The sequence below is a fragment of the Streptomyces sp. NPDC003720 genome (genome assembly GCF_042875075.1).
Taxonomy (GTDB): domain Bacteria; phylum Actinomycetota; class Actinomycetes; order Streptomycetales; family Streptomycetaceae; genus Streptomyces.
The window spans coordinates 651,801-668,297 of record NZ_JBIANZ010000002.1 but is presented as its reverse complement, the minus strand read 5'-3'; the positions used below and the strand labels follow the sequence as shown (position 1 = coordinate 668,297).

Annotated in this window: 14 protein-coding genes and 3 pseudogenes; 6 read left to right on the top strand and 11 right to left on the bottom strand. The window is 69.3% G+C overall.

Going from position 1 to position 16,497, the window contains the following annotated elements; translation table 11 throughout:
- Window positions 1-73: 73 nt before the first annotated feature.
- Window positions 74-271: pseudogene (locus ACFYU0_RS08645) on the top strand (transposase); the annotation flags it as partial.
- Between the two features lie 170 nt (window positions 272-441).
- Here the strand turns inward: ACFYU0_RS08645 and ACFYU0_RS08640 are convergent.
- The 5 genes from ACFYU0_RS08640 to ACFYU0_RS08620 form a co-directional block, all read right to left on the bottom strand.
- Window positions 442-1,230 (bottom strand): peptidoglycan-binding protein, encoded by a 789-nt coding sequence (locus ACFYU0_RS08640; protein WP_389298818.1) that lies wholly within the window; start codon window positions 1,228-1,230, stop codon window positions 442-444.
- Window positions 1,227-1,496, bottom strand: coding sequence for a hypothetical protein (locus tag ACFYU0_RS08635; protein ID WP_389298817.1), 270 nt, complete (start codon window positions 1,494-1,496; stop codon window positions 1,227-1,229). The genes ACFYU0_RS08640 and ACFYU0_RS08635 overlap by 4 nt, the downstream gene beginning before the upstream one ends.
- Window positions 1,497-1,507: 11 nt before the next feature.
- Window positions 1,508-2,119 (bottom strand): peptidoglycan-binding protein, encoded by a 612-nt coding sequence (locus tag ACFYU0_RS08630; protein ID WP_389298815.1) that lies wholly within the window; start codon window positions 2,117-2,119, stop codon window positions 1,508-1,510.
- A 718-nt stretch (window positions 2,120-2,837) separates the two neighbouring features.
- Window positions 2,838-3,329: a FadR/GntR family transcriptional regulator gene (locus tag ACFYU0_RS08625; RefSeq protein ID WP_389298813.1), complete on the bottom strand. Its 492-nt coding sequence runs from the start codon at window positions 3,327-3,329 to the stop codon at window positions 2,838-2,840.
- A gap of 83 nt (window positions 3,330-3,412) precedes the next feature.
- Entirely contained in the window at window positions 3,413-3,898 is a 486-nt protein-coding gene (locus ACFYU0_RS08620) for a cupin domain-containing protein (protein ID WP_389298811.1), read from the bottom strand.
- 188 nt (window positions 3,899-4,086) lie between these two features.
- Here ACFYU0_RS08620 and ACFYU0_RS08615 point away from each other — a divergent pair, with 188 nt between their 5' ends.
- Window positions 4,087-5,517, top strand: coding sequence for a hypothetical protein (locus ACFYU0_RS08615; protein ID WP_389298809.1), 1,431 nt, complete (start codon window positions 4,087-4,089; stop codon window positions 5,515-5,517).
- Between the two features lie 29 nt (window positions 5,518-5,546).
- Here ACFYU0_RS08615 and ACFYU0_RS08610 read toward each other — a convergent pair whose 3' ends face one another.
- The 4 genes from ACFYU0_RS08610 to ACFYU0_RS08595 form a co-directional block, all read right to left on the bottom strand.
- Window positions 5,547-5,768 carry a hypothetical protein gene (locus ACFYU0_RS08610; RefSeq protein WP_389298807.1) on the bottom strand — a complete coding sequence of 74 codons (222 nt, stop codon included), beginning with the start codon at window positions 5,766-5,768 and terminating at the stop codon, window positions 5,547-5,549.
- Window positions 5,769-5,772: 4 nt separating this feature from the next.
- Window positions 5,773-6,456: an HAD family hydrolase gene (locus tag ACFYU0_RS08605; RefSeq protein WP_389298805.1), complete on the bottom strand. Its 684-nt coding sequence runs from the start codon at window positions 6,454-6,456 to the stop codon at window positions 5,773-5,775.
- Between the two features lie 636 nt (window positions 6,457-7,092).
- Window positions 7,093-8,298 (bottom strand): cytochrome P450, encoded by a 1,206-nt coding sequence (locus ACFYU0_RS08600; protein WP_389298803.1) that lies wholly within the window; start codon window positions 8,296-8,298, stop codon window positions 7,093-7,095.
- A complete protein-coding gene (locus tag ACFYU0_RS08595) occupies window positions 8,298-9,296 on the bottom strand; it encodes a DUF1259 domain-containing protein (RefSeq protein ID WP_389298801.1) in 999 nt (332 codons plus the stop codon). Before ACFYU0_RS08595 ends, ACFYU0_RS08600 begins: the two co-directional genes overlap by 1 nt.
- A gap of 212 nt (window positions 9,297-9,508) precedes the next feature.
- Here ACFYU0_RS08595 and ACFYU0_RS08590 point away from each other — a divergent pair.
- A pseudogene (locus ACFYU0_RS08590) lies at window positions 9,509-9,748 on the top strand (polyphosphate kinase 2); the annotation flags it as partial.
- A 123-nt stretch (window positions 9,749-9,871) separates the two neighbouring features.
- Here the strand turns inward: ACFYU0_RS08590 and ACFYU0_RS08585 are convergent.
- Window positions 9,872-10,159, bottom strand: coding sequence for a hypothetical protein (locus ACFYU0_RS08585; RefSeq protein WP_389298799.1), 288 nt, complete (start codon window positions 10,157-10,159; stop codon window positions 9,872-9,874).
- A 427-nt stretch (window positions 10,160-10,586) separates the two neighbouring features.
- On the opposite strand from ACFYU0_RS08585, the pseudogene ACFYU0_RS08580 reads away from it, so the two are divergent.
- Both ACFYU0_RS08580 and ACFYU0_RS08575 read left to right on the top strand, forming a co-directional pair.
- A pseudogene (locus ACFYU0_RS08580) lies at window positions 10,587-10,719 on the top strand (acyl-CoA thioesterase II); the annotation flags it as partial.
- Between the two features lie 5 nt (window positions 10,720-10,724).
- Window positions 10,725-11,705 carry a cation diffusion facilitator family transporter gene (locus tag ACFYU0_RS08575; RefSeq protein ID WP_389298797.1) on the top strand — a complete coding sequence of 327 codons (981 nt, stop codon included), beginning with the start codon at window positions 10,725-10,727 and terminating at the stop codon, window positions 11,703-11,705.
- A gap of 1,013 nt (window positions 11,706-12,718) precedes the next feature.
- On the opposite strand, the gene ACFYU0_RS08570 is transcribed toward ACFYU0_RS08575, so the two are convergent.
- Window positions 12,719-13,666 carry a phosphotransferase family protein gene (locus tag ACFYU0_RS08570; RefSeq protein WP_389298795.1) on the bottom strand — a complete coding sequence of 316 codons (948 nt, stop codon included), beginning with the start codon at window positions 13,664-13,666 and terminating at the stop codon, window positions 12,719-12,721.
- 1,230 nt (window positions 13,667-14,896) lie between these two features.
- Here ACFYU0_RS08570 and ACFYU0_RS08565 point away from each other — a divergent pair.
- Window positions 14,897-15,967, top strand: coding sequence for an NADH:flavin oxidoreductase/NADH oxidase (locus ACFYU0_RS08565; protein WP_389298793.1), 1,071 nt, complete (start codon window positions 14,897-14,899; stop codon window positions 15,965-15,967).
- The last annotated feature ends 530 nt before the right edge of the window (window positions 15,968-16,497 follow it).

The window sequence follows — 16,497 nt, the reverse complement described above, 5'->3', positions numbered from 1 at the left end:
GGCACCGATCCGGCCACCCGCCGCGAGGTGAGCGTGCCCGCGCTCGGCGCGATGCTGTTCGGGTCGCGCACCGATGAGAAGACCTCGTTCGCCGTCCTCGACCGCTATGCCGAGGCCGGCGGGACCTTCGTCGATCACCTCCGACAACTACGCCTTTATCCTGTACGTGCTGCACACCGGGATTCAGCGGGAACACCTGCCTCAGGATTTGTGCTTCGGTGCGGGCATGACGTGCTGGCGGCGCCTGCGGGTCTGGAACGAGGCCGGCGTCCGCCTCGAAACAACAGCACCGTCGTTCCCTCCAGGGGCGGTTGCGTGCGGTTTTCCTCCGCCTCACACGGATGGGTGTAGACGGTCAGCGTGATCGTCTCCTGCTCCGTGTAAGAACTCTGCCCCGATGACTCCCGGGTTGCTGCTCGATGCACCCATCAGCGAGGACGGTCAGACGTTGGGGACCTGCAGCTTGTCCCAGCTGATCTTGCCGGGGATGCCGTTGGCGTCGTCACCTGTGAGGCCGAGCTTTCGCTGAAAGGCGGCGTAGGACTTCACATCGCCCGGGCCCCAGACGTCGGTGTTGGCGCTCGACTGGTACCGGTTGCAACCTTCGGCGACGAGCCGACGGTGCATTGCGGCGATGATCGGCGATTTCCGTCCGGTCTGGAAGAACGACGCACCCGGGAACGGCTCGGTGTGCGGCCCGGGGGCGGGGTGTGAATCCTTGAAGTGGTCGTACGCCTCCTGAGCCGCCGCGAGGACCTTGTCGTAGATCTTGTCCATGTACGGGCCGGCGCAGGCGGTCGAGGACCAGTGGTGGTGGTAGAAGAGGTTGTTCCTGCTGGGGCGTTCGCCGATCACCTTGGCGAAGTGCCAGCCGGCGAGACGTGCGGCGTTCTTCCAGGTGGCCTCGGTGATCGTCCAGCCGGGCGCGAGCGTTTCGTTCGCCATTTCGATGCTGATGGTGCTCTGGTTGCCGGCCGTGTCGCCGACGGCCCAGGCGTACTCGTTCACCTTGACGTACTGAGCGACGGCACCGGCGGCGTCCACGTCGAAGTGGGCCGAGGCCGGACGCGTCTTCCAGACGTTGAGCACACCCTGGTGCGAAAGCCGGGCGCCATTGTGGTGCAGCGTGACCGACGTCTTCCTGTAGGACTTGTGGGTGACGTGGCCCGTCGCGCTGAGCTCGTCGATGAGGTTCGAGACGGCACGGTCGTAAGCGATTGTGGCGGTCACCTGGAGTCCTCCGCGTCGTTCTCGACGTCGTCCTCGGCGAAGGCGACGAAGTCGCTTTCCGGAAGGCCGTCGAGGTTGTCGGTTCCGGGTCCATCGCCGGTATCGGTCTTCTCGAGGGCCGCCTTCACGTCCTCGTCGTCGAAGTTCTTGTGGGGCATGAGCTGTCCTTTGAGTTCCACAGATTCGCGTCGCCGGTTCACATTCGACGAGCGACCGGGGACGAATTCCCTCGTCGCCGCTCCTCCGATCGCTTCTGCGACGACCATGGCCTCGGCCTCTAGACGTTGGGGACCTGCAGCTTGTCCCAGCTGGTCTTGCCGGGGATGCCGTTGGCATCGTCACCTGCGAGGCCGAGCTTTCGCTGAAAGGCGGCGTAGGACCTCACATCGCCCGGGCCCCAGACGTCGGAGTTGGCGCTCGACTGGTACCGGTTGCAACCTTCGGCGACGAGCCGACGGTGCATTGCGGCGACGATCGGCGATTTCCGACCGGTGTGGAAGAACGACGCCCCAGGGAACGGTTCGAAGCTGCTTGGGATGGCGGGCCCGCCGTCCATGTACTCCTTGTAGGCCCCGCTCGCGAACGTGGACCATTGATTCCAGTCGTGTGCGTCCTTGATGGCCTTTGCCGTCTTGGCGTTGTAGAGCGGGTCCTTGAGCTTTCCCTCAATCCTGAGCGTGTCCGGCGGGGAGAACTGCCCTGGATGCTTGAGGGAGCGTATCTGGAAGAGACCAATGGACGGCCCCCACTTGTGGTCGACCAGACCCTGGTCTCCGATGATGCCTGGGTCTCCTTTGGACTCTGCCATGGCGACGGCCGCCGCGATTTTGATGTCACTGTCGGTGAACCCGGCCTGTTTGGCGAGGGCGCGCAGCTCGGTCAGGCTCATTGTCATTATTTCGACGCCCCTCTAACTTGTTGATCAGACTTGTGATCAGAAGTCGTGCCCGCATGGCGCATGGCACATCACGGTGGGATCGATAAACCGGGAACTGCCCGGAATTCAAACCGGGAGGAGATATGCCGAAATGCGCTAACTAAGCCTGCGGGTTAAGGGATGATATTCCGCCGCGAGCTTCCCCCAATTGACACGCACACACATAGGAGATCACGGATCCTCTTAACCGCGCCTCCGTGGAGTACGGGGCGGCTGCACGAGGCGTGAAAAGGTCACTTATTTCCACCGTATGACAATGCCGGGGGTCGCGCAAACAGAGCGCGGAGGGCTGAATCTGCCCGGCGCTCTTCCATTGGGAGATCGACCCGCTTGGAGGACGGGAACGCTACTGAGCCCTCTACACCTCACTTTTGATCAAGAAGGCCTGACTGCCGGCACGAGGGAAGCCGCGCTGAAGGTGCCCTGAAAGTGACTTGGTAGAGGCGGCAGTTGGAAGGTTCCCGGCTCAGGTTGCTGTTCTTACACCCTGTGCGGGGGTGCCGCCCCTTCGCACGCCGTCCGCGGAGACTTCTCGGCTACGCCGGGAAGGCTGCCGCTCGTTGGCGTCGGTCGCCGCCGAACCGGCCCGAAGCCGCTGTGCCATAGGTGTGGCCGTAGATGCGGGCGGAGGCGCCCGGGGCGCGGACGGGGAGGTAGGCGTTGAAGATGGTCAGCAGGACGTACAGGCGGTTGCCGGTGGCCCGCGCCGGGGCCCGGTGGACCTCAATGTCCGCGAGCTGGACGGCAGCGCGTCGGACGCGTCCCCGACGGCCGAGAGCAGTGCACGCAGCTGGTCCCGCTGCCGTTCGGTCGCACGAGCGGCGGCGCGTCCGGCGATCAACGTGCCGATGTGGCATCGCACTTCGCAGACCTCCCCGATCCAGTCGGGGCTGTGCCGGACGAGCATCGGCAGCAGGTCGGCCCCGCCGAGCCGCAGGTAGTCGCGGACGCGGGTGCCGAGACCGTGCCGGGTCTCCAGCAGACCGGCCTGCGTCAGACGGCCGAACGCGTGCTTGAGCGTGATGCGCGTGACACCGTACCCGTCGGCGAGGGTGCGCCCAGGTGGCAGGTAACCGCCCGCCGGATGACGGCCAGCGAGGATGTCCTCCCACAGCCGGCCCTCCAACACGTCGACGATGGTCTCGCGGGGCAGTGCCTCCACGCCGTTCTCCTGAATGGCTCAGTGGATGAGTCCTCAACCAACACCAGCCCGAGGAGTCAATGGCCGGGCGTGAAGATCGGCTACTAGGCAAACGGCTCCTGGTGCGAACGGGTTCGGTAGCGGGCACGGAACTCGGCCAGCAGCTCGTCGGTGGCCTCGGCGCCGGCGCTCACGGCGGCGTGGACGTCGCGGAAGTAGTCCTCGTAGCCAGCGGGCGTGTAGAGGCACAAGGCGCGCGCCGTGACGTCCCCGGCGTTGCGGAAGCCGTGCGGGGTGCCCCGGGTCGCGGCGAGCAGGGCTCCTGGAGGGGCGGCTGTCTCGCCGTCCCCGGTGTGGAGTGTCAACTCGCCCTCCAGGACGTAGAAGTACTCGTCGTGCCCCTCGTGCACGTGCGGCCTGGCACCGATGGTGCCGGGGGCGAGGCTGAACTCCTCGAAGGCGAAGCGCCCGCCCGTGTGCTCGCCGGTGAGCCGGAAGAAGTGCGCGACCCCGGCGACGTCGATCAGCTCACCGTCACCGGGGCGGCGCAGGAGCGGGTGGTCGGGCGTGCGGGGCTGGTCTGCGGTCATGGAGGCATGGTGACAGGCCGGGGCGCGCGTACCGGGCGGTCGGCGTGGCGCGCCCCGTCACCCGTCCGGCCGCGCTCATCTTGATACCCGACCGGCGTGGTCCCGTACTGACAGTGAGGGCCTCCCGGTCGGAGCTGCCCTGTGGGGGGATGCCATCAACCACCATCTCCCGATCCCATGGAGGCGCCATGACGGTGCAGCAGCACGCCGCGATGCCCACGGTTCTGGTGTACGAGGACGACCCGGGATTTCCTCCCCAGGTCCACATGCCCGTACCGCATCCGGTCCCGCACCTCGACGGCCGGCCCTTCCCGATGGCCATAGCCGATCCCGCGCCGCAACCGGACGGCGCCGGACCGGGCACCGAGGCCTTCCGCTACTGGGTGGCGGCCGACGGGCTCAGCAGGGCCGGCCAGACCTGGGGCCCGCTGGTCCCAGCCGGAACGCGGTGGCACGCGTCGGTCGGCAGCGCCCTCACCGCGCACCTCGACGCGGGCGACGACCTCAACGCCTTCTACGACCGCAAGGGCCTGTGGTTCTTTCGCCACACGGTGGCGGGTGTTACCGTCGCCTCGTGCGAGAGCACCGAGGTCGTCGCACACGAGACGGGACACGCGATCCTCGACGCGCTGCGCCCGCAGCTGTTCAACACGGCGAGCGCGGAGACGGCCGCCCTGCACGAGGCGTTCGGCGACATCAGCGCGCTGCTGACCTCGCTCAGGCTGGAGTCCCTGCGGGTCGCGGTGCTGGCCGAGACGCAGGGCGACCTCGAACTGTCCTCGCGCGTGTCGCGGATGGCCGAGCAGCTGGGCGCCGCGATCCGCAAGGGCCACCCGAACGCGGTCGACCAGGACTGCCTGCGCAACCTGGCGAACAGCTTTTTCTACCGCGACCCGGTACAGCTGCCGCCGAGCGGACCCGCGAACACACTGTCCAGCGAGCCGCACTCCTTCTCCCGGGTGTTCAGCGGCGCGTTCCTGAAGGTCGTCGCCGGGATCTTCCGGCAGCAGGACCTGCAGGACCAGGCGGGCCTGGCCAGAGCCGCCGAGATCGCCGGACAGCTGCTGGTGGACGCAGCGGTGGCCGCGCCCGTGGTGGCCGCGTACTACGCGCAGCTCGCGGGTCACATGATCGCGGCGGACCAGCGCCGCAACGGTGGCCTGTACGGCCAGGCCCTGCGCTCGGCGTTCATCCGGCACGGCATCCTCTCCCTGGAGGCCGCCGCGTCCCTCACCGAGCCCGAGGTGACGCGCCGGGCCGCCGGGATCGACGAGTCGATGCCGGGCGGTGCCGACGACGACGGGCTCGCGGACGTCACGGTCCACGGTGCGCCGTACGGCGTCACGCAGCCCGTGACCCTCTCCGCTCCAGCGGGGGAACGCCGGTTCGGCATCGCCGGTTCCGACCCTGCCGGCGGCTCCCTGCAGCCCGCCGATCCCGACCGGGTGGCCACGTCGTACCTGGAGGACCTGTTCCGCCGCGGCCGCGTCCACGTGCCCGCCGAGCACCGCTCCGCCGCCGCGTTCGTCGACGACAGCCCCTCGCGGATCAAGACGCACGAGATCGTGCCGAGCACGACCGGCGAGGGTCTCGCCTTGGTCCGGCGGGGCTTCGACTGAGCGGTCGGCCGGACCGGCGGACGACCGGATCAGTGGAAGCGCAGACGACGGACGGTCAGCCGTCCGTCGTCCTCGCGCCTGACGACGTGCGTGGTCCTGGCCGTCGGCTCCTCCCCTTCGAATACCGCCTCACCGCGCGCCAACAGATCGGTGACGAACCTCTCGGCGGCCCGGCGCTCGGCGTCGCCGCCCTGCTCCCCCGCACCGTCGCCCGCCGGGTCCTCCTCGCCGTTCGCGGTCGTACCGGGCACGGTGTCACCGGCCGGGTCGCGGCGCGTTCGCGAGCGGCGCCTGCGGCGCCGGACGGCCCTGCGCCGAGGGGAAGGTCTCCGTGGCGTCGACCGGGCCGCGCGGTTCCACCGTGAAGCCGGCCCGCTCCAGCGCCTGGGCGCCCTCGGTGGTCACCATGGCGAGGGCGAGCCGCTCGGAGACGGTCTGCACGACGACGGCCTCGGTCTCGTTCATGGCCGTGGTCAGCTCGGACAGGTCCCGTCCGTCCGGCAGTGCGACGCGCGCCCGGAGCACGGCCCGGCTCTGCGTCGCGGCGAGGGCGAACACCGGGTGGGCCGCCGTCCGCATCCCCGCCTCGCGCGCGAAGGCGCGCTCCTGGGCGTCCTCGCCGACGAAGACGCACGCGTCGGACGCCGTTTCGCCGGTGCTCGCGACCGCCCGGTCGAAGATGCCGCGGCCGTCCTTCACCCCCCAGTGCAGCAGCGCCCCGTCGCCGAACCGGCCGGGGAACGCCGTGTGCAGCGCGGCCGCGACGCGCCGGACGTCGTCCTCGCTCGGGCCGGGGTTGGAGATGATGCCCTGGCGCACCTCGTGGAGGGCGTCGAGCACGGCCATGACGCGCGGCAGGGGCCGGAGCACCAGGGAGCCGTCGGGTCCCGTGCGGACGTCCGCCAGGGTTGCCCCGATGTCGAAGAAGATCACAGGCATGTGCGGTGCCTGCCCTTGGTGAACCCTTCCGAGTCGGCCCGCCCGGGTGAAAGAGCCGCGGCGGGCCGCCCGGACACGGCGACGCCGCGGGGGCCCGGGCCGGTCGGCCCGGGCCCCCGCGGGGGTTTCGCGTGGTCGTCACACAGTGGCGGCGCGCAGGCTCGCGCCCGCCGTGACGCCCTGCGGGCAGGCGACGGCCAGGAGGTCGACGCCGACTGTCCCGAGCGGGGCTCCAGGTGGAGGCAGCCGGCACCCGCGGCGGCGAGACCGCCGGAGACGTTGTCCAGCTCGCGTGCGAGATCTCGGTGGTGTCCGTGCAGGCGGCACTGTTCGTCATGTTTCCGGATCCCTTAGAGACAATCAACGCGAAAGGGCGGGGAGAACCTGTTCTCACCGCTCGGCCGGTAATTGCGAAGGAGGAACCGCGCCAAGTGCGCGGTGTCCCCGGAGCGATGACGACCTGGAGATCGTGATGGCCGTCTGCGAGAGCGTGGCAGCCGTACGGGAGCAAGTCGGCAAGCGCATCACCCGCGTCTGCCCCTCACGGACGACGCCCCCGGCACCGGCTCCGCCCGCCGTAGCTAGGCGCGAGCGGGTCCCGTACCGGGAGAGTTCGCTTCTGCGGTCGCGAGGCGTCTACCAGGCCACCGGCAACTCGAGTGGGAACCGTCTGATCGTGTTGGTGTCCCAACGCACCTCCTCCGGTGCCACTGCGAGCCGAAGACGCGGGAACCTCTGCACCAGTCGGCCGATGGCAACTTCGAGTTCCGCCATGGCCAAGGGCACGGCGATGCATCGGTGTCCGCCCCAGCCGAAAGTCATATGGGGAGTGCTGGGGCGATCGAGGTCGATGACATGGGGGTCCGGATAGCGTTCCGGGTCACGGTTGGCCGTCAGGTACGACACGTGGACGAAGTCGCCCGCCCGGATGTGCGCACCGTCGAGTTCGACGTCCTCGAGAGCCACCCGGGGGATGCCGACCCCCTTGCGGAACGGGATGTAGCGGAGCATCTCGTGCAGGACGTCGGTCACGGTCTCCGGCCGGCTCCTGAGGTGCTGCAGCAGTACGGGGCGGGTCAGGAGCAGGTAGACGATGTTACTGATCTGGCAGGTTGCCGTGTCCTGGCCGCTGAGCGCCAACGTCAACGTCATGACAGCCAGTTCTCTGTCGTCGAGCTGTTCGTCGCCCTCCTGTGCCGCGGCCATCGCACTGATGAGGTCCGGGCCCGGTGACTTGCGGCGCTGTGCGACCAGTTCGGCGAAGTAGTCCGCCAGGTCGGCCTTGGCCTTCGTGGCGGCGTCCTTGTTCTCCGCACCCACGACGAGCAGTTGGTGCACGGCGTCCTCGATCCAGGGCCACTCCTCCCGCCGGATGCCGAGGAGGTCCAGGACGGCATGCTGGGGCAGATTGTCGGAGAGGTGCTCGACCACGTCCGCCGGCGGTCCCTGTCCCTCCATGTCGTCCAGCAGGCGGTCCGCGAGCTGGACGATCCGCTGCCGCATACAGTCGACCTGCTGCTGGGTGAATGCCTGCGAGGCCAGGTGACGAACGCGGCTGCTCTGCGGCGGGTCCATCACGTTGATCGACTCCGGAGAGACGATCGGCTCCGGCGTCATCCGGGGATAATCCTTGCCGGTGATGCACGCCCTGCTGAACCGCTGGTCGGTGGTCACCTGCTTGACGGCGTCGAAGCCCGTGACCAGCCAGGCGTCCGCGTCGCCGTAAGGCAGCCGGATGCGTACGGGAGTTCGGCGTTCCATCAAGGACCCGAGCGAGGGATCGAAATCCAGGGCTCTGCTGAAATCGAACGGGCAAGTGAGCGTCTCGTTGTCCGCGGTCATCAGCCGGCTCCTCCAGGCATGGGTACGACGTTGGTGGTGTCCACGGCCCTGCGAACGGCTTGGGCAAGTCTGACCGCGTTGCCGACGGCCCAGTAGTGGACGAAGAAAAGGCGTGGCTGGTCGTCGAGGTTGTGGTGGTGCAGCTCGACGAGTTCGATGCCGCCGCGTCGCAGCGCCGTGAGGACGGGCTGGACCTCACTGGCGATCATGACCAGGTCACCGCTGAGGGCGGCCCTTCCGCCGCCGAGCGGCTGGAAGTTGACGGACGTGGTGGAACCCAGCCCAGGAGGCAGCACCAGACGGCCGTCGGCGACGGTCTCACGACGGACATAGGTGCTCTTGTAGATCACACCGTCAGTGATGCCCTTGACGCCCATCGCGGCGTCGATGGCGGCGGTGTCCAGGTCGACGGGTGGCGAGGAAACGACGGGCTCGGCAGGTGGGGTACCGGTGCGGTCGAGCGCGGCACGCAGGCCCCGGGCAACGGCCACCGGATCGTGACCGTGCGCGTGCACGTGGACCCACCAGACGGCCGGCTGGTGGGCGAGCAGGTGTTTGTGGATGGCGGTCTGCATGATGCCGTGCTGCTGCAAGACATCGCAGAAATGCTGCAGTTCGCCTTCGGTGACCACGGTGTCGCCCATCAGGAGCGTGCTGAGGTCCGCGTACCGGACGAAGGACACGTGCGTGCCCAAGGCGAGCGCGGGGTCGACCAGAACGCCTCGAGAGAAGACCTTGAGGTCCAGGCGCGGGAAGGCTGTGTGGTACATGAATCGCTTCATGTCACCAGGCCGGCCCAGTGCCGCGCCCACCTTCGTCCAGTCCGCCAGCTTGGTCATCACCGGTTCGACCAGGGCGTGGTCCTCCCGGCGGGCGGACAGTGCGTCAGCCCGGGCCGGCGCGGCGCCCAGCGCGGGCGCGAGGGCGGCCGCGGCCAGCACCCGGCGCCGCGACGTCGTGAGTGGGGATCGTGAGTCCTGCTGTCGCTTGTCAGCCATGGCATATGCCTCCTGCCTCGATCGAATCACCGAATCCCGCCTTGTCCGGTGATCAACTCAGCCACGTCCCGCAGGTGGACTAACGCGTGAGTGAGAGGCGAGCCCGAGGTGGTGGCGCCGGCCGCTGCCGCCTCCGGCCGAGGCTTTCGACTCCGGGCCCGGCCGAGGCTGTGACGGCACCGCCAGCAGCACAGGACACCGCAGTAGTACGTCTGGGTCTGGAGGGGCAGGGGAGCCGGAGCACGCGGCGCGAGGCCGACCTGTTGCACGCGTTGGCTGATGGATAATCGGCAACCGGAGCGGCCGGTGCTTCAGGACGGTGACGGCCGATCGATACCTGGCGGGAGGACCACCCGTACGACCATCGGGTCGGACGGCGCGAGTACGAGCGGACGAAGCGCATCCTGCAGATCGAACTGCTCAAGCTGCAGCGCAGGGTGAAGGAGACCGGGCATATCGGCGGCCGTGATGGGTGGTCTGCGTGACTTTCCCGCAGCCGTCTGCAGTGCGCGGCCTGGGCCGGAGGCCGATCTGGCTGCGGCCGTCGCCGTGCCGCCGACTCGTCCGGGTACCGCTCAGCGTGCTAGGACGACGGTGATCGGAGCATCCGCGCAGTTGCCGAGCTCTTCGGCCAGTGCGGTTTGTTCGGCGGTGTCGATGCTCAGGCCCCAGGGGGTTTTGTCGGCTACCCAGTCGGTGACGTATTGGCAGCGGTAGGCGACGGCCGGCGGCAGCCAGGTGGTGGGGTCCTGGTCCGCCTGGGACCGCTTCGAGGCGGCCGATACCGGTATCAGCGCGCGGTCGTCGCCGAGGTCGTTGGCGTAGGCCTCCCGCTCGGCGGCGGAGACCCTGGACGAGGTCATCCCGGGCCACTCCCCTGGGCTGGTCAAAGCCAGTACGTCACCAGTGTCCTGGTCGGCAGGCTCACCTGCCTGGCCCCCGCCCCTCTTGCGCTCGCATTGCGTCTGTCTTCCGTGCGGTGTGCGTACGCCCGAGGCTGTCATGCCTTCAGCGGGTGCTGGTCCAGCGCGTGAGGGGGGCGAGGGCCTCGGCGCGGTCGTTGGAGCTGAGGCCGGAGATGGCGGCGTGGTGGTTGCTGCCGGAGGCCCACAGGACGCGGGAGTCGCGGGAGCGGGGTTGGAAGGACTCGGCGACGGCGGGATTTTGGCTGCCGTTACGAACAGCAGCCGGTTACGGCTGACCCGGTGGTCGATGTCCGGCATCGCGGCGGGGCCGAAGCGCATCGGGATGTCGCGGGACGAAGGTGCGCAGCTGCATCGCGTCCGGGTCATGTACGACCAGAAGTCCCCGTCGGCATGCGGTGGCCGCGGCTTCGGTCAGGCCCGCACCTATACGCAGGACCGGGCGCATGGCCATCTCGGTCATCCAGGAGGGCGTGGTACGGGTTCCGCGGGAACACTGAGGGACATGGCGAAAGCACTGCACCGGGACCGGCGGGACACCGACGTCGGAAGTACCCTCACGGTCGTCGTCGCCGCCCTCGCCAACCTCGGCATCGCGATAGCCAAGGTGACGGCCGGCCTCGTCAGCGGCTCCAGCGCCATGCTCTCCGAGGCCGCGCACTCGGTCGCCGACACGGTCACCGAGGTGTTGCTGCTGACGGCGCTCAAGCGCAGCCGGAAACCCCCCGACGAGGACCATCCCCTCGGATACGGCCCCGAACGCTACGTCTGGGCGCTGCTCGCCGCAGTCGCCACCTTCGTCGGCGGCGCGGTCTTCTCCCTCTACGACGGCATCCACACCCTGACGAGGGGCGAGACGCTCGGTGACCCGCGGGTGTCTTACATCGTCCTCGCGGTCGCCTTCGTGCTGGAGGGCTTCTCGCTGCGGACCGGGGTGCGCCAGGCGCGTGGTGACGCGGACCGCCGCGGGATGCCCTTCCGGCTCTATCTGCGGCACACACCCGACACCGCCGTGAAGGCGGTGGTTCTGGAGGACTCGGCTGCACTGATCGGCCTGGTGCTGGCGGCGGGCGGCCTGCTGGGCGGGCAGCTCACGGGATCCGGGGTCTGGGACGGCATCGCCTCCCTGTCCATCGGCGTGCTGCTGCTGTACGTCGCCTGGGTGCTCGGCCGGTCGAACGTGGAGCTTCTCATCGGGCGGCCGCTGCCCCGGCCGGTGCGGGAGCGGATCCGGGCGGAACTCCTGCAGGTGGAGCACATCGAGGCGGTACTGGAGCTGACGACGCTGGTGCAGGCGCCGGGGGAAGCGCTGGTGGCGGCCAAGGTCGACTTCCGTGACCTGTCGACCGCCGCCGAAGTTGAGTGGGCCTGCGAGCGGGCCGAGCAGCGACTGCACGAGGCGTTCCCGGCGGTGTGCCGGGTGTACCTGGACCCGACGCCCGGGCATGCGCAGCGGCGCTCCGAGGGCCTGAGCCCCGGTTCGTGAAAACGGCTTGTAGGCGCGAGGCGCGCCCAGCGGGATGAGCCGTGACAGTCATCGCGGAGCCGCGGAACTGGTGGGGCGGGCGGATTCAGGACGCCTTCCTGCACGCCGTCCGGACGGTCGCCGACCTCGCGGCCGACCCCGCCGTCGCCGCCGCACTCGACCACCAAGGCTGTCGGCCATCCGCTCGCGGGCACCGGGGTGTGGGGAGGCCGATCACACGGGCCTACGGCGGCTGGTTCATCGCGTGTGCGTTCAGACACCCCGGCCGGTAAGGCCGGCCTCAGTCCTGGAGTTGGGACTGCTGCGGTGGCGGCCCTTGCCCGGCAGCAGCGTGACGACGAGCCTGCCTACGCTACGCACGGTGACGTCTACCGCTCCCTCTTCCGGGCCGGGCCCGTCGCGGCCCGCGTCGGTGACGGCGGACTCCAGCAGCCCGGCATCCCTCCTCCGCAATCAAGGCGAGCGCGTCGGCTGCGCCGGCGGTATCCGAAATGTTCGTCGCCCCGTCCTGGGTGCTACCCCACGGAGCCCTCCTCAATAGACAGATGCGCAGTGGGCGCGGATCGAGCCGATACTCCCGGACTGCACGCCGAAGCCGGGTGGTCGCTTGGCCGCAGTCCGTGAGCTCCACGAGGAAGTAGGCCTGCTGGCGGTTCCTGATGAGGTCCAGGTGCTGGGCACTCTCTTGGGCCGGGTTGCGACGTCGTCCGGGTGAGGCCCGTTGGTCTGGCGTCCCGCATCAACGCGAGAAGGTCATTGGGTCCTAGCGGTTCTGGCCCTTGACGGCGCTACCCCAGCCGCTGTTTGTACCAAGCGCGCAGTGCCTGACTGCTTGGAACCCCGGCCTCTCGACCATCCACCCGCTGTCTTCGTGGCCTCCTCGGACGTCGTCGGCAGAGAGAACGGCCGCTCGACCACCAGGGCCATGTGCCCCTGGATCCGCTCGGGATCGTAGGGCACGACACACACCGTCACCGGAACTTCCCGGCCGCCGGGCTGCCGCCCGCGGTGCGTCACCGGTGCAGGGACTCGGCGACGGCCGGGTCCTCGAGCACGCTGACGCACCAGGCGAAGTGCTCGTCACCGCCGCCCGGCGCGAAGGCGTCGCTCGTGGTCATCGCATAGGCGGCCCGGTACAGCAGGAGGTCGTCGACCGCGTAGCCGAGCTCGTCGGCGAACCGCGTGGTGAGCTGCCGGGTGATCTCCGGGGCGTGCTCGGTGCCCGCCGGGAAGATGGCCGCGGCCACGGCGGCGTCGAACCGGGGGTCCCCGCCCGTGGACAGGAAGCCGTAATCCACAAGGGCGAGCGGCCGCAGGTCGTCGTCCACAAGCACGGTCTCCGGGAAGACGTCACCGTGGACGACCGCCTCGTCGGTACGCGGCAGCGAGCGCAGCTTCCGAAGCAGCCGGGCGCGCGTGTCGTCGAAGTCGCGGACATGCGTGGAGAGCCGGTCCGTGCACCGGCTGACCCGCCGGTCCACCAGGTCCGCCAGGGCGGATCCGAAAGTGGTGTGGCCTTCCCACAACGGGCGTTCCTCGTCCAACACAGGAAGGTGCTTGACCTCGTCGACGTCATGGGCGTCCGAGAGGGCGCGCAGCACGCCGATCAGGCAGTCGACCGCTTCGGGCAGCACCTCGTCCGGGTCGTCGATGCGGATCCTGCCCGCCAGGGGCTCGCCGGTCAGCTCCCGCTCCACGGTCATCGGGACACCGTCCATGTCCTCGACGGCGAGGATCTCCGGGGCGCCGAACGGCAGGTGCGCCGCGGTATCGGCGTAGAAGCGCTGCATCCGCCGCAGTTCGGATCCCCGTCGGCGCTCCCACACCTTGGCCACCGTTCCGTCCCCGAGTCGGTAGACGGCTCCCTCCACCGCCGCCTCGACAGGCGCGGCGTCGGGATATCCGGCCTCGACGAAATGTCGTACGCGCCGGGCCGTGGTGTCCCGTATCGCATCGGACATCTCGTGCCTCCTTCCGCCCCCGGCGTGAACGACCAGCCGGTCGGCGGGGCCGACGCCGGGTCCACCTCCCACGGTAGGCCCCTCGTCCGCGCGACACCCGGTGACGGAGCGCTCCCGGGCGTCGTGCGGTCCGCCACGCGTGTACGGCGGAACAGTGCCGGCGGAACCTGCGTATCCGGAGCCGACAGTGGCTGTTCCTTCGCACACTGGCGGCCGTCGCCCGCCGACGGCCGCGTCCGGCCACTGCGCGGGGACCCGCCGACGGGCACCACGCACTGCGGCGTGTCCGTCGGCCGCAGCCCTCTACCGCTATTCCGGCCGTGCCCCGCCCGGGACGCAGGCCGAACTCGACCTTGCAGGATCCTGGGCGGAGCGGGAGGCGGCCCTTGACCGGGCGCACGGCGAAGGGCCGCCCGGGGCCCCGCAGCCCTGTCGTAGCAGGACGTTCCCACCTTTCTGATCATTCCAAAATGAGTTTGGCTGACAGGCTTGGCAGTGGCTGGCGGGCGGCAGAGTTCTGCGGGTGGCGGATGATCTTGAGCCTGATGATCTGTGGGATCGTGTCACTCCGCTGCTTCCGCCTCGCCCGCCGCGGCGTCGGCAATGTGTGCGCGATGCTCCGGCGCGCTGGCGCTCGCCCGGCTGGGGTTGCTGGACGGCAGGCCGGCTTGCACCGATGTGAAGAGCCGGTCCCTTGTCGAAGCCTGCGACGTGACCGTGCTGGACGCGCCGTTCCACGCCGAGGGAAACATCGTCACAGCAGGGGGCTGCCTGGCATCCCAGTACCTCGCCACCTGGGTGGTCACCCGCACTCTCGGGGAGGGCGCCGCGCGCGACGTAATCGGCTATGTGGCTCCGGTCGTCGAAAGGGGCCCTGATACTGACGTTCGCCGGGACCAGCCGCTGGAGCAAGACCTACCGCCTGCCCGAGGTCTCCGCGCACGACGACGACCTGCGCACTCGTTCAGAATCGCCTCTTCCCGAACGATCAGGGCGATGTCGGCGCGCGTCGACGTCGTCGGCGGTGTGCCGCCTGACCCGGAGCACGGCCCGGGACCGCCACGGACCGGGACATCCGCGTGGGTGGGCACCCCTGGCCGTGGTTGTGCCACGAGTGGCCGGGTACTCGGGTGCATCCACTGTGAGGGGCGCCCCCGCAGGATCCCAGGCCGTCACGGCTTGACGGCTGCGGGACACCCGTCGTCCCCCATCCCTCCTGCGAGGCCTCCTATGAGCCGTCTCTTCTCGCCGCTCACCCTCCGCGACACGACCTTCCCGAACCGGGCCTGGGTGGCCCCCATGTGCCAGTACAGCTCGGTCGACGGCTATCCGCAGGACTGGCATCTGGTCCATCTCGGCTCCCTGGCACGCGGCGGGTCCGGCCTGGTCATGCAGGAGGCCACGGCAGTGGAACCGGAGGGCCGGATCACCCCTTCCGACGCCGGCATCTGGGATGACGGCCAGGCCGCCGCGTACAAGCGGATTACCGACTTCGTCCATGGGCAGGGAACCATTGCCGGCATCCAGATCTCCCATGCCGGCCGCAAGGCGTCGACGGCACCGCCGTGGGAAGGCGGCGGGTACGTCGAACCGGATGCCGGCGGATGGCAGACATTGGCACCGTCACCGCTGCCGTTCGGCGACTGGCCGGCCCCACGGGAGCTCAGCGCGGACGACATCCGCGCACTGGTACGGTCCTTCGGCGAGGCCGCCGCGCGGGCGCTGTCCGCCGGCTTCGAGGTCCTGGAGATCCACGCCGCGCACGGCTATCTGCTGCACCAATTCCTGTCACCGCTGTCCAACCACCGCGGCGACGAGTACGGAGGCGATCTCGACGGGCGCAGCCGCTTCCTCGTCCAAGTCACCGACGCCGTACGGGCACAGTGGCCGAAGAACCGCCCGCTATTCGTACGCTTTTCGGCCACGGACTGGGCCGACGGTGGCTGGACGCTGGAGGAGACGGTCGAGCTGTCGCGGCACCTGGTGGCCCACGGCGTCGATCTGGTGGATGTCACCAGCGGCGGCCTCGTCCACAACGCCCGTATCGAAGTGGAGCCCGGATACCAGGTGCCCTTCGCCCGAGCCGTCCGCGAGGGCGCGGCCCTGCCCGTATCCGCAGTCGGCCTGATCACCGCACCGGAGCAAGCCGACCAAATCCTCGTGGATCGCTCGGCCGACGCGATCATGCTTGCGCGCGAACTGCTGCGCAACCCGACCTGGCCGCTCCGCGCGGCCCGCGTGCTCGGTGACGACGTCCCGTGGCCGAAACAGTACCAGCGTGGCCGCCCACTTCATCGCTGAGGCACCAGCCAGATAAGAGGTCGTTCCCGCACGTTGTTTCGTCCCGTGATGCGGGCTTGGTCCGTTGATGTCGGGTAGCGCCAGACACCTCACCACGACCGCTCGAACCGTTCGCTGAACCAGGAGTTGGTGGACATCACCAACCGTTTTTCCCGCCGGGCGGGTGCGCGCCGCGTTTCAAGATTCAGCAACCCCGGTTGGCCGCCATCGCACAACGAGGTCCGGAGCAGCCGGACTGTCACCAGGGAGGCGCTGTACTTGTCACACACAGCCGATCGCCGTCCTTCCTGTCACCTGGCGGCAGTGTGACTCGCGACGACCTCATCGCCATGCTCCGCGAACAGACCCCGGCGTGCGGACCTGCGCGCGCCGCCTTGATCGCCGGGGCTGACTTCGTCGTCTGGGACGGCCTGGTCCCGGCCAACCGGCACGCGGGCGTCTTCCGACGCCGAATGCACCACTCCTTGAAGCGTGGCCACACGATCGATGGCCTGGCCGACAGCGTCGACATCCTTGCGCGAGCCGGGGAA

Bases quoted from the DNA above. Each gene is read 5' to 3' on its own strand.
- ACFYU0_RS08565 (WP_389298793.1), top strand. From the start codon at position 14,897: ATGAGCCGTCTCTTCTCGCCGCTCACCCTCCGCGACACGACCTTCCCG.
- ACFYU0_RS08575 (WP_389298797.1), top strand. From the start codon at position 10,725: ATGGCGAAAGCACTGCACCGGGACCGGCGGGACACCGACGTCGGAAGT.
- ACFYU0_RS08615 (WP_389298809.1), top strand. From the start codon at position 4,087: ATGACGGTGCAGCAGCACGCCGCGATGCCCACGGTTCTGGTGTACGAG.
- ACFYU0_RS08620 (WP_389298811.1), bottom strand. From the start codon at position 3,898: ATGACCGCAGACCAGCCCCGCACGCCCGACCACCCGCTCCTGCGCCGC.
- ACFYU0_RS08585 (WP_389298799.1), bottom strand. From the start codon at position 10,159: ATGACCTCGTCCAGGGTCTCCGCCGCCGAGCGGGAGGCCTACGCCAAC.
- ACFYU0_RS08600 (WP_389298803.1), bottom strand. From the start codon at position 8,298: ATGACCGCGGACAACGAGACGCTCACTTGCCCGTTCGATTTCAGCAGA.
- ACFYU0_RS08595 (WP_389298801.1), bottom strand. From the start codon at position 9,296: ATGGCTGACAAGCGACAGCAGGACTCACGATCCCCACTCACGACGTCG.
- ACFYU0_RS08630 (WP_389298815.1), bottom strand. From the start codon at position 2,119: ATGAGCCTGACCGAGCTGCGCGCCCTCGCCAAACAGGCCGGGTTCACC.
- ACFYU0_RS08605 (WP_389298805.1), bottom strand. From the start codon at position 6,456: ATGCCTGTGATCTTCTTCGACATCGGGGCAACCCTGGCGGACGTCCGC.
- ACFYU0_RS08570 (WP_389298795.1), bottom strand. From the start codon at position 13,666: ATGTCCGATGCGATACGGGACACCACGGCCCGGCGCGTACGACATTTC.
- ACFYU0_RS08635 (WP_389298817.1), bottom strand. From the start codon at position 1,496: ATGGTCGTCGCAGAAGCGATCGGAGGAGCGGCGACGAGGGAATTCGTC.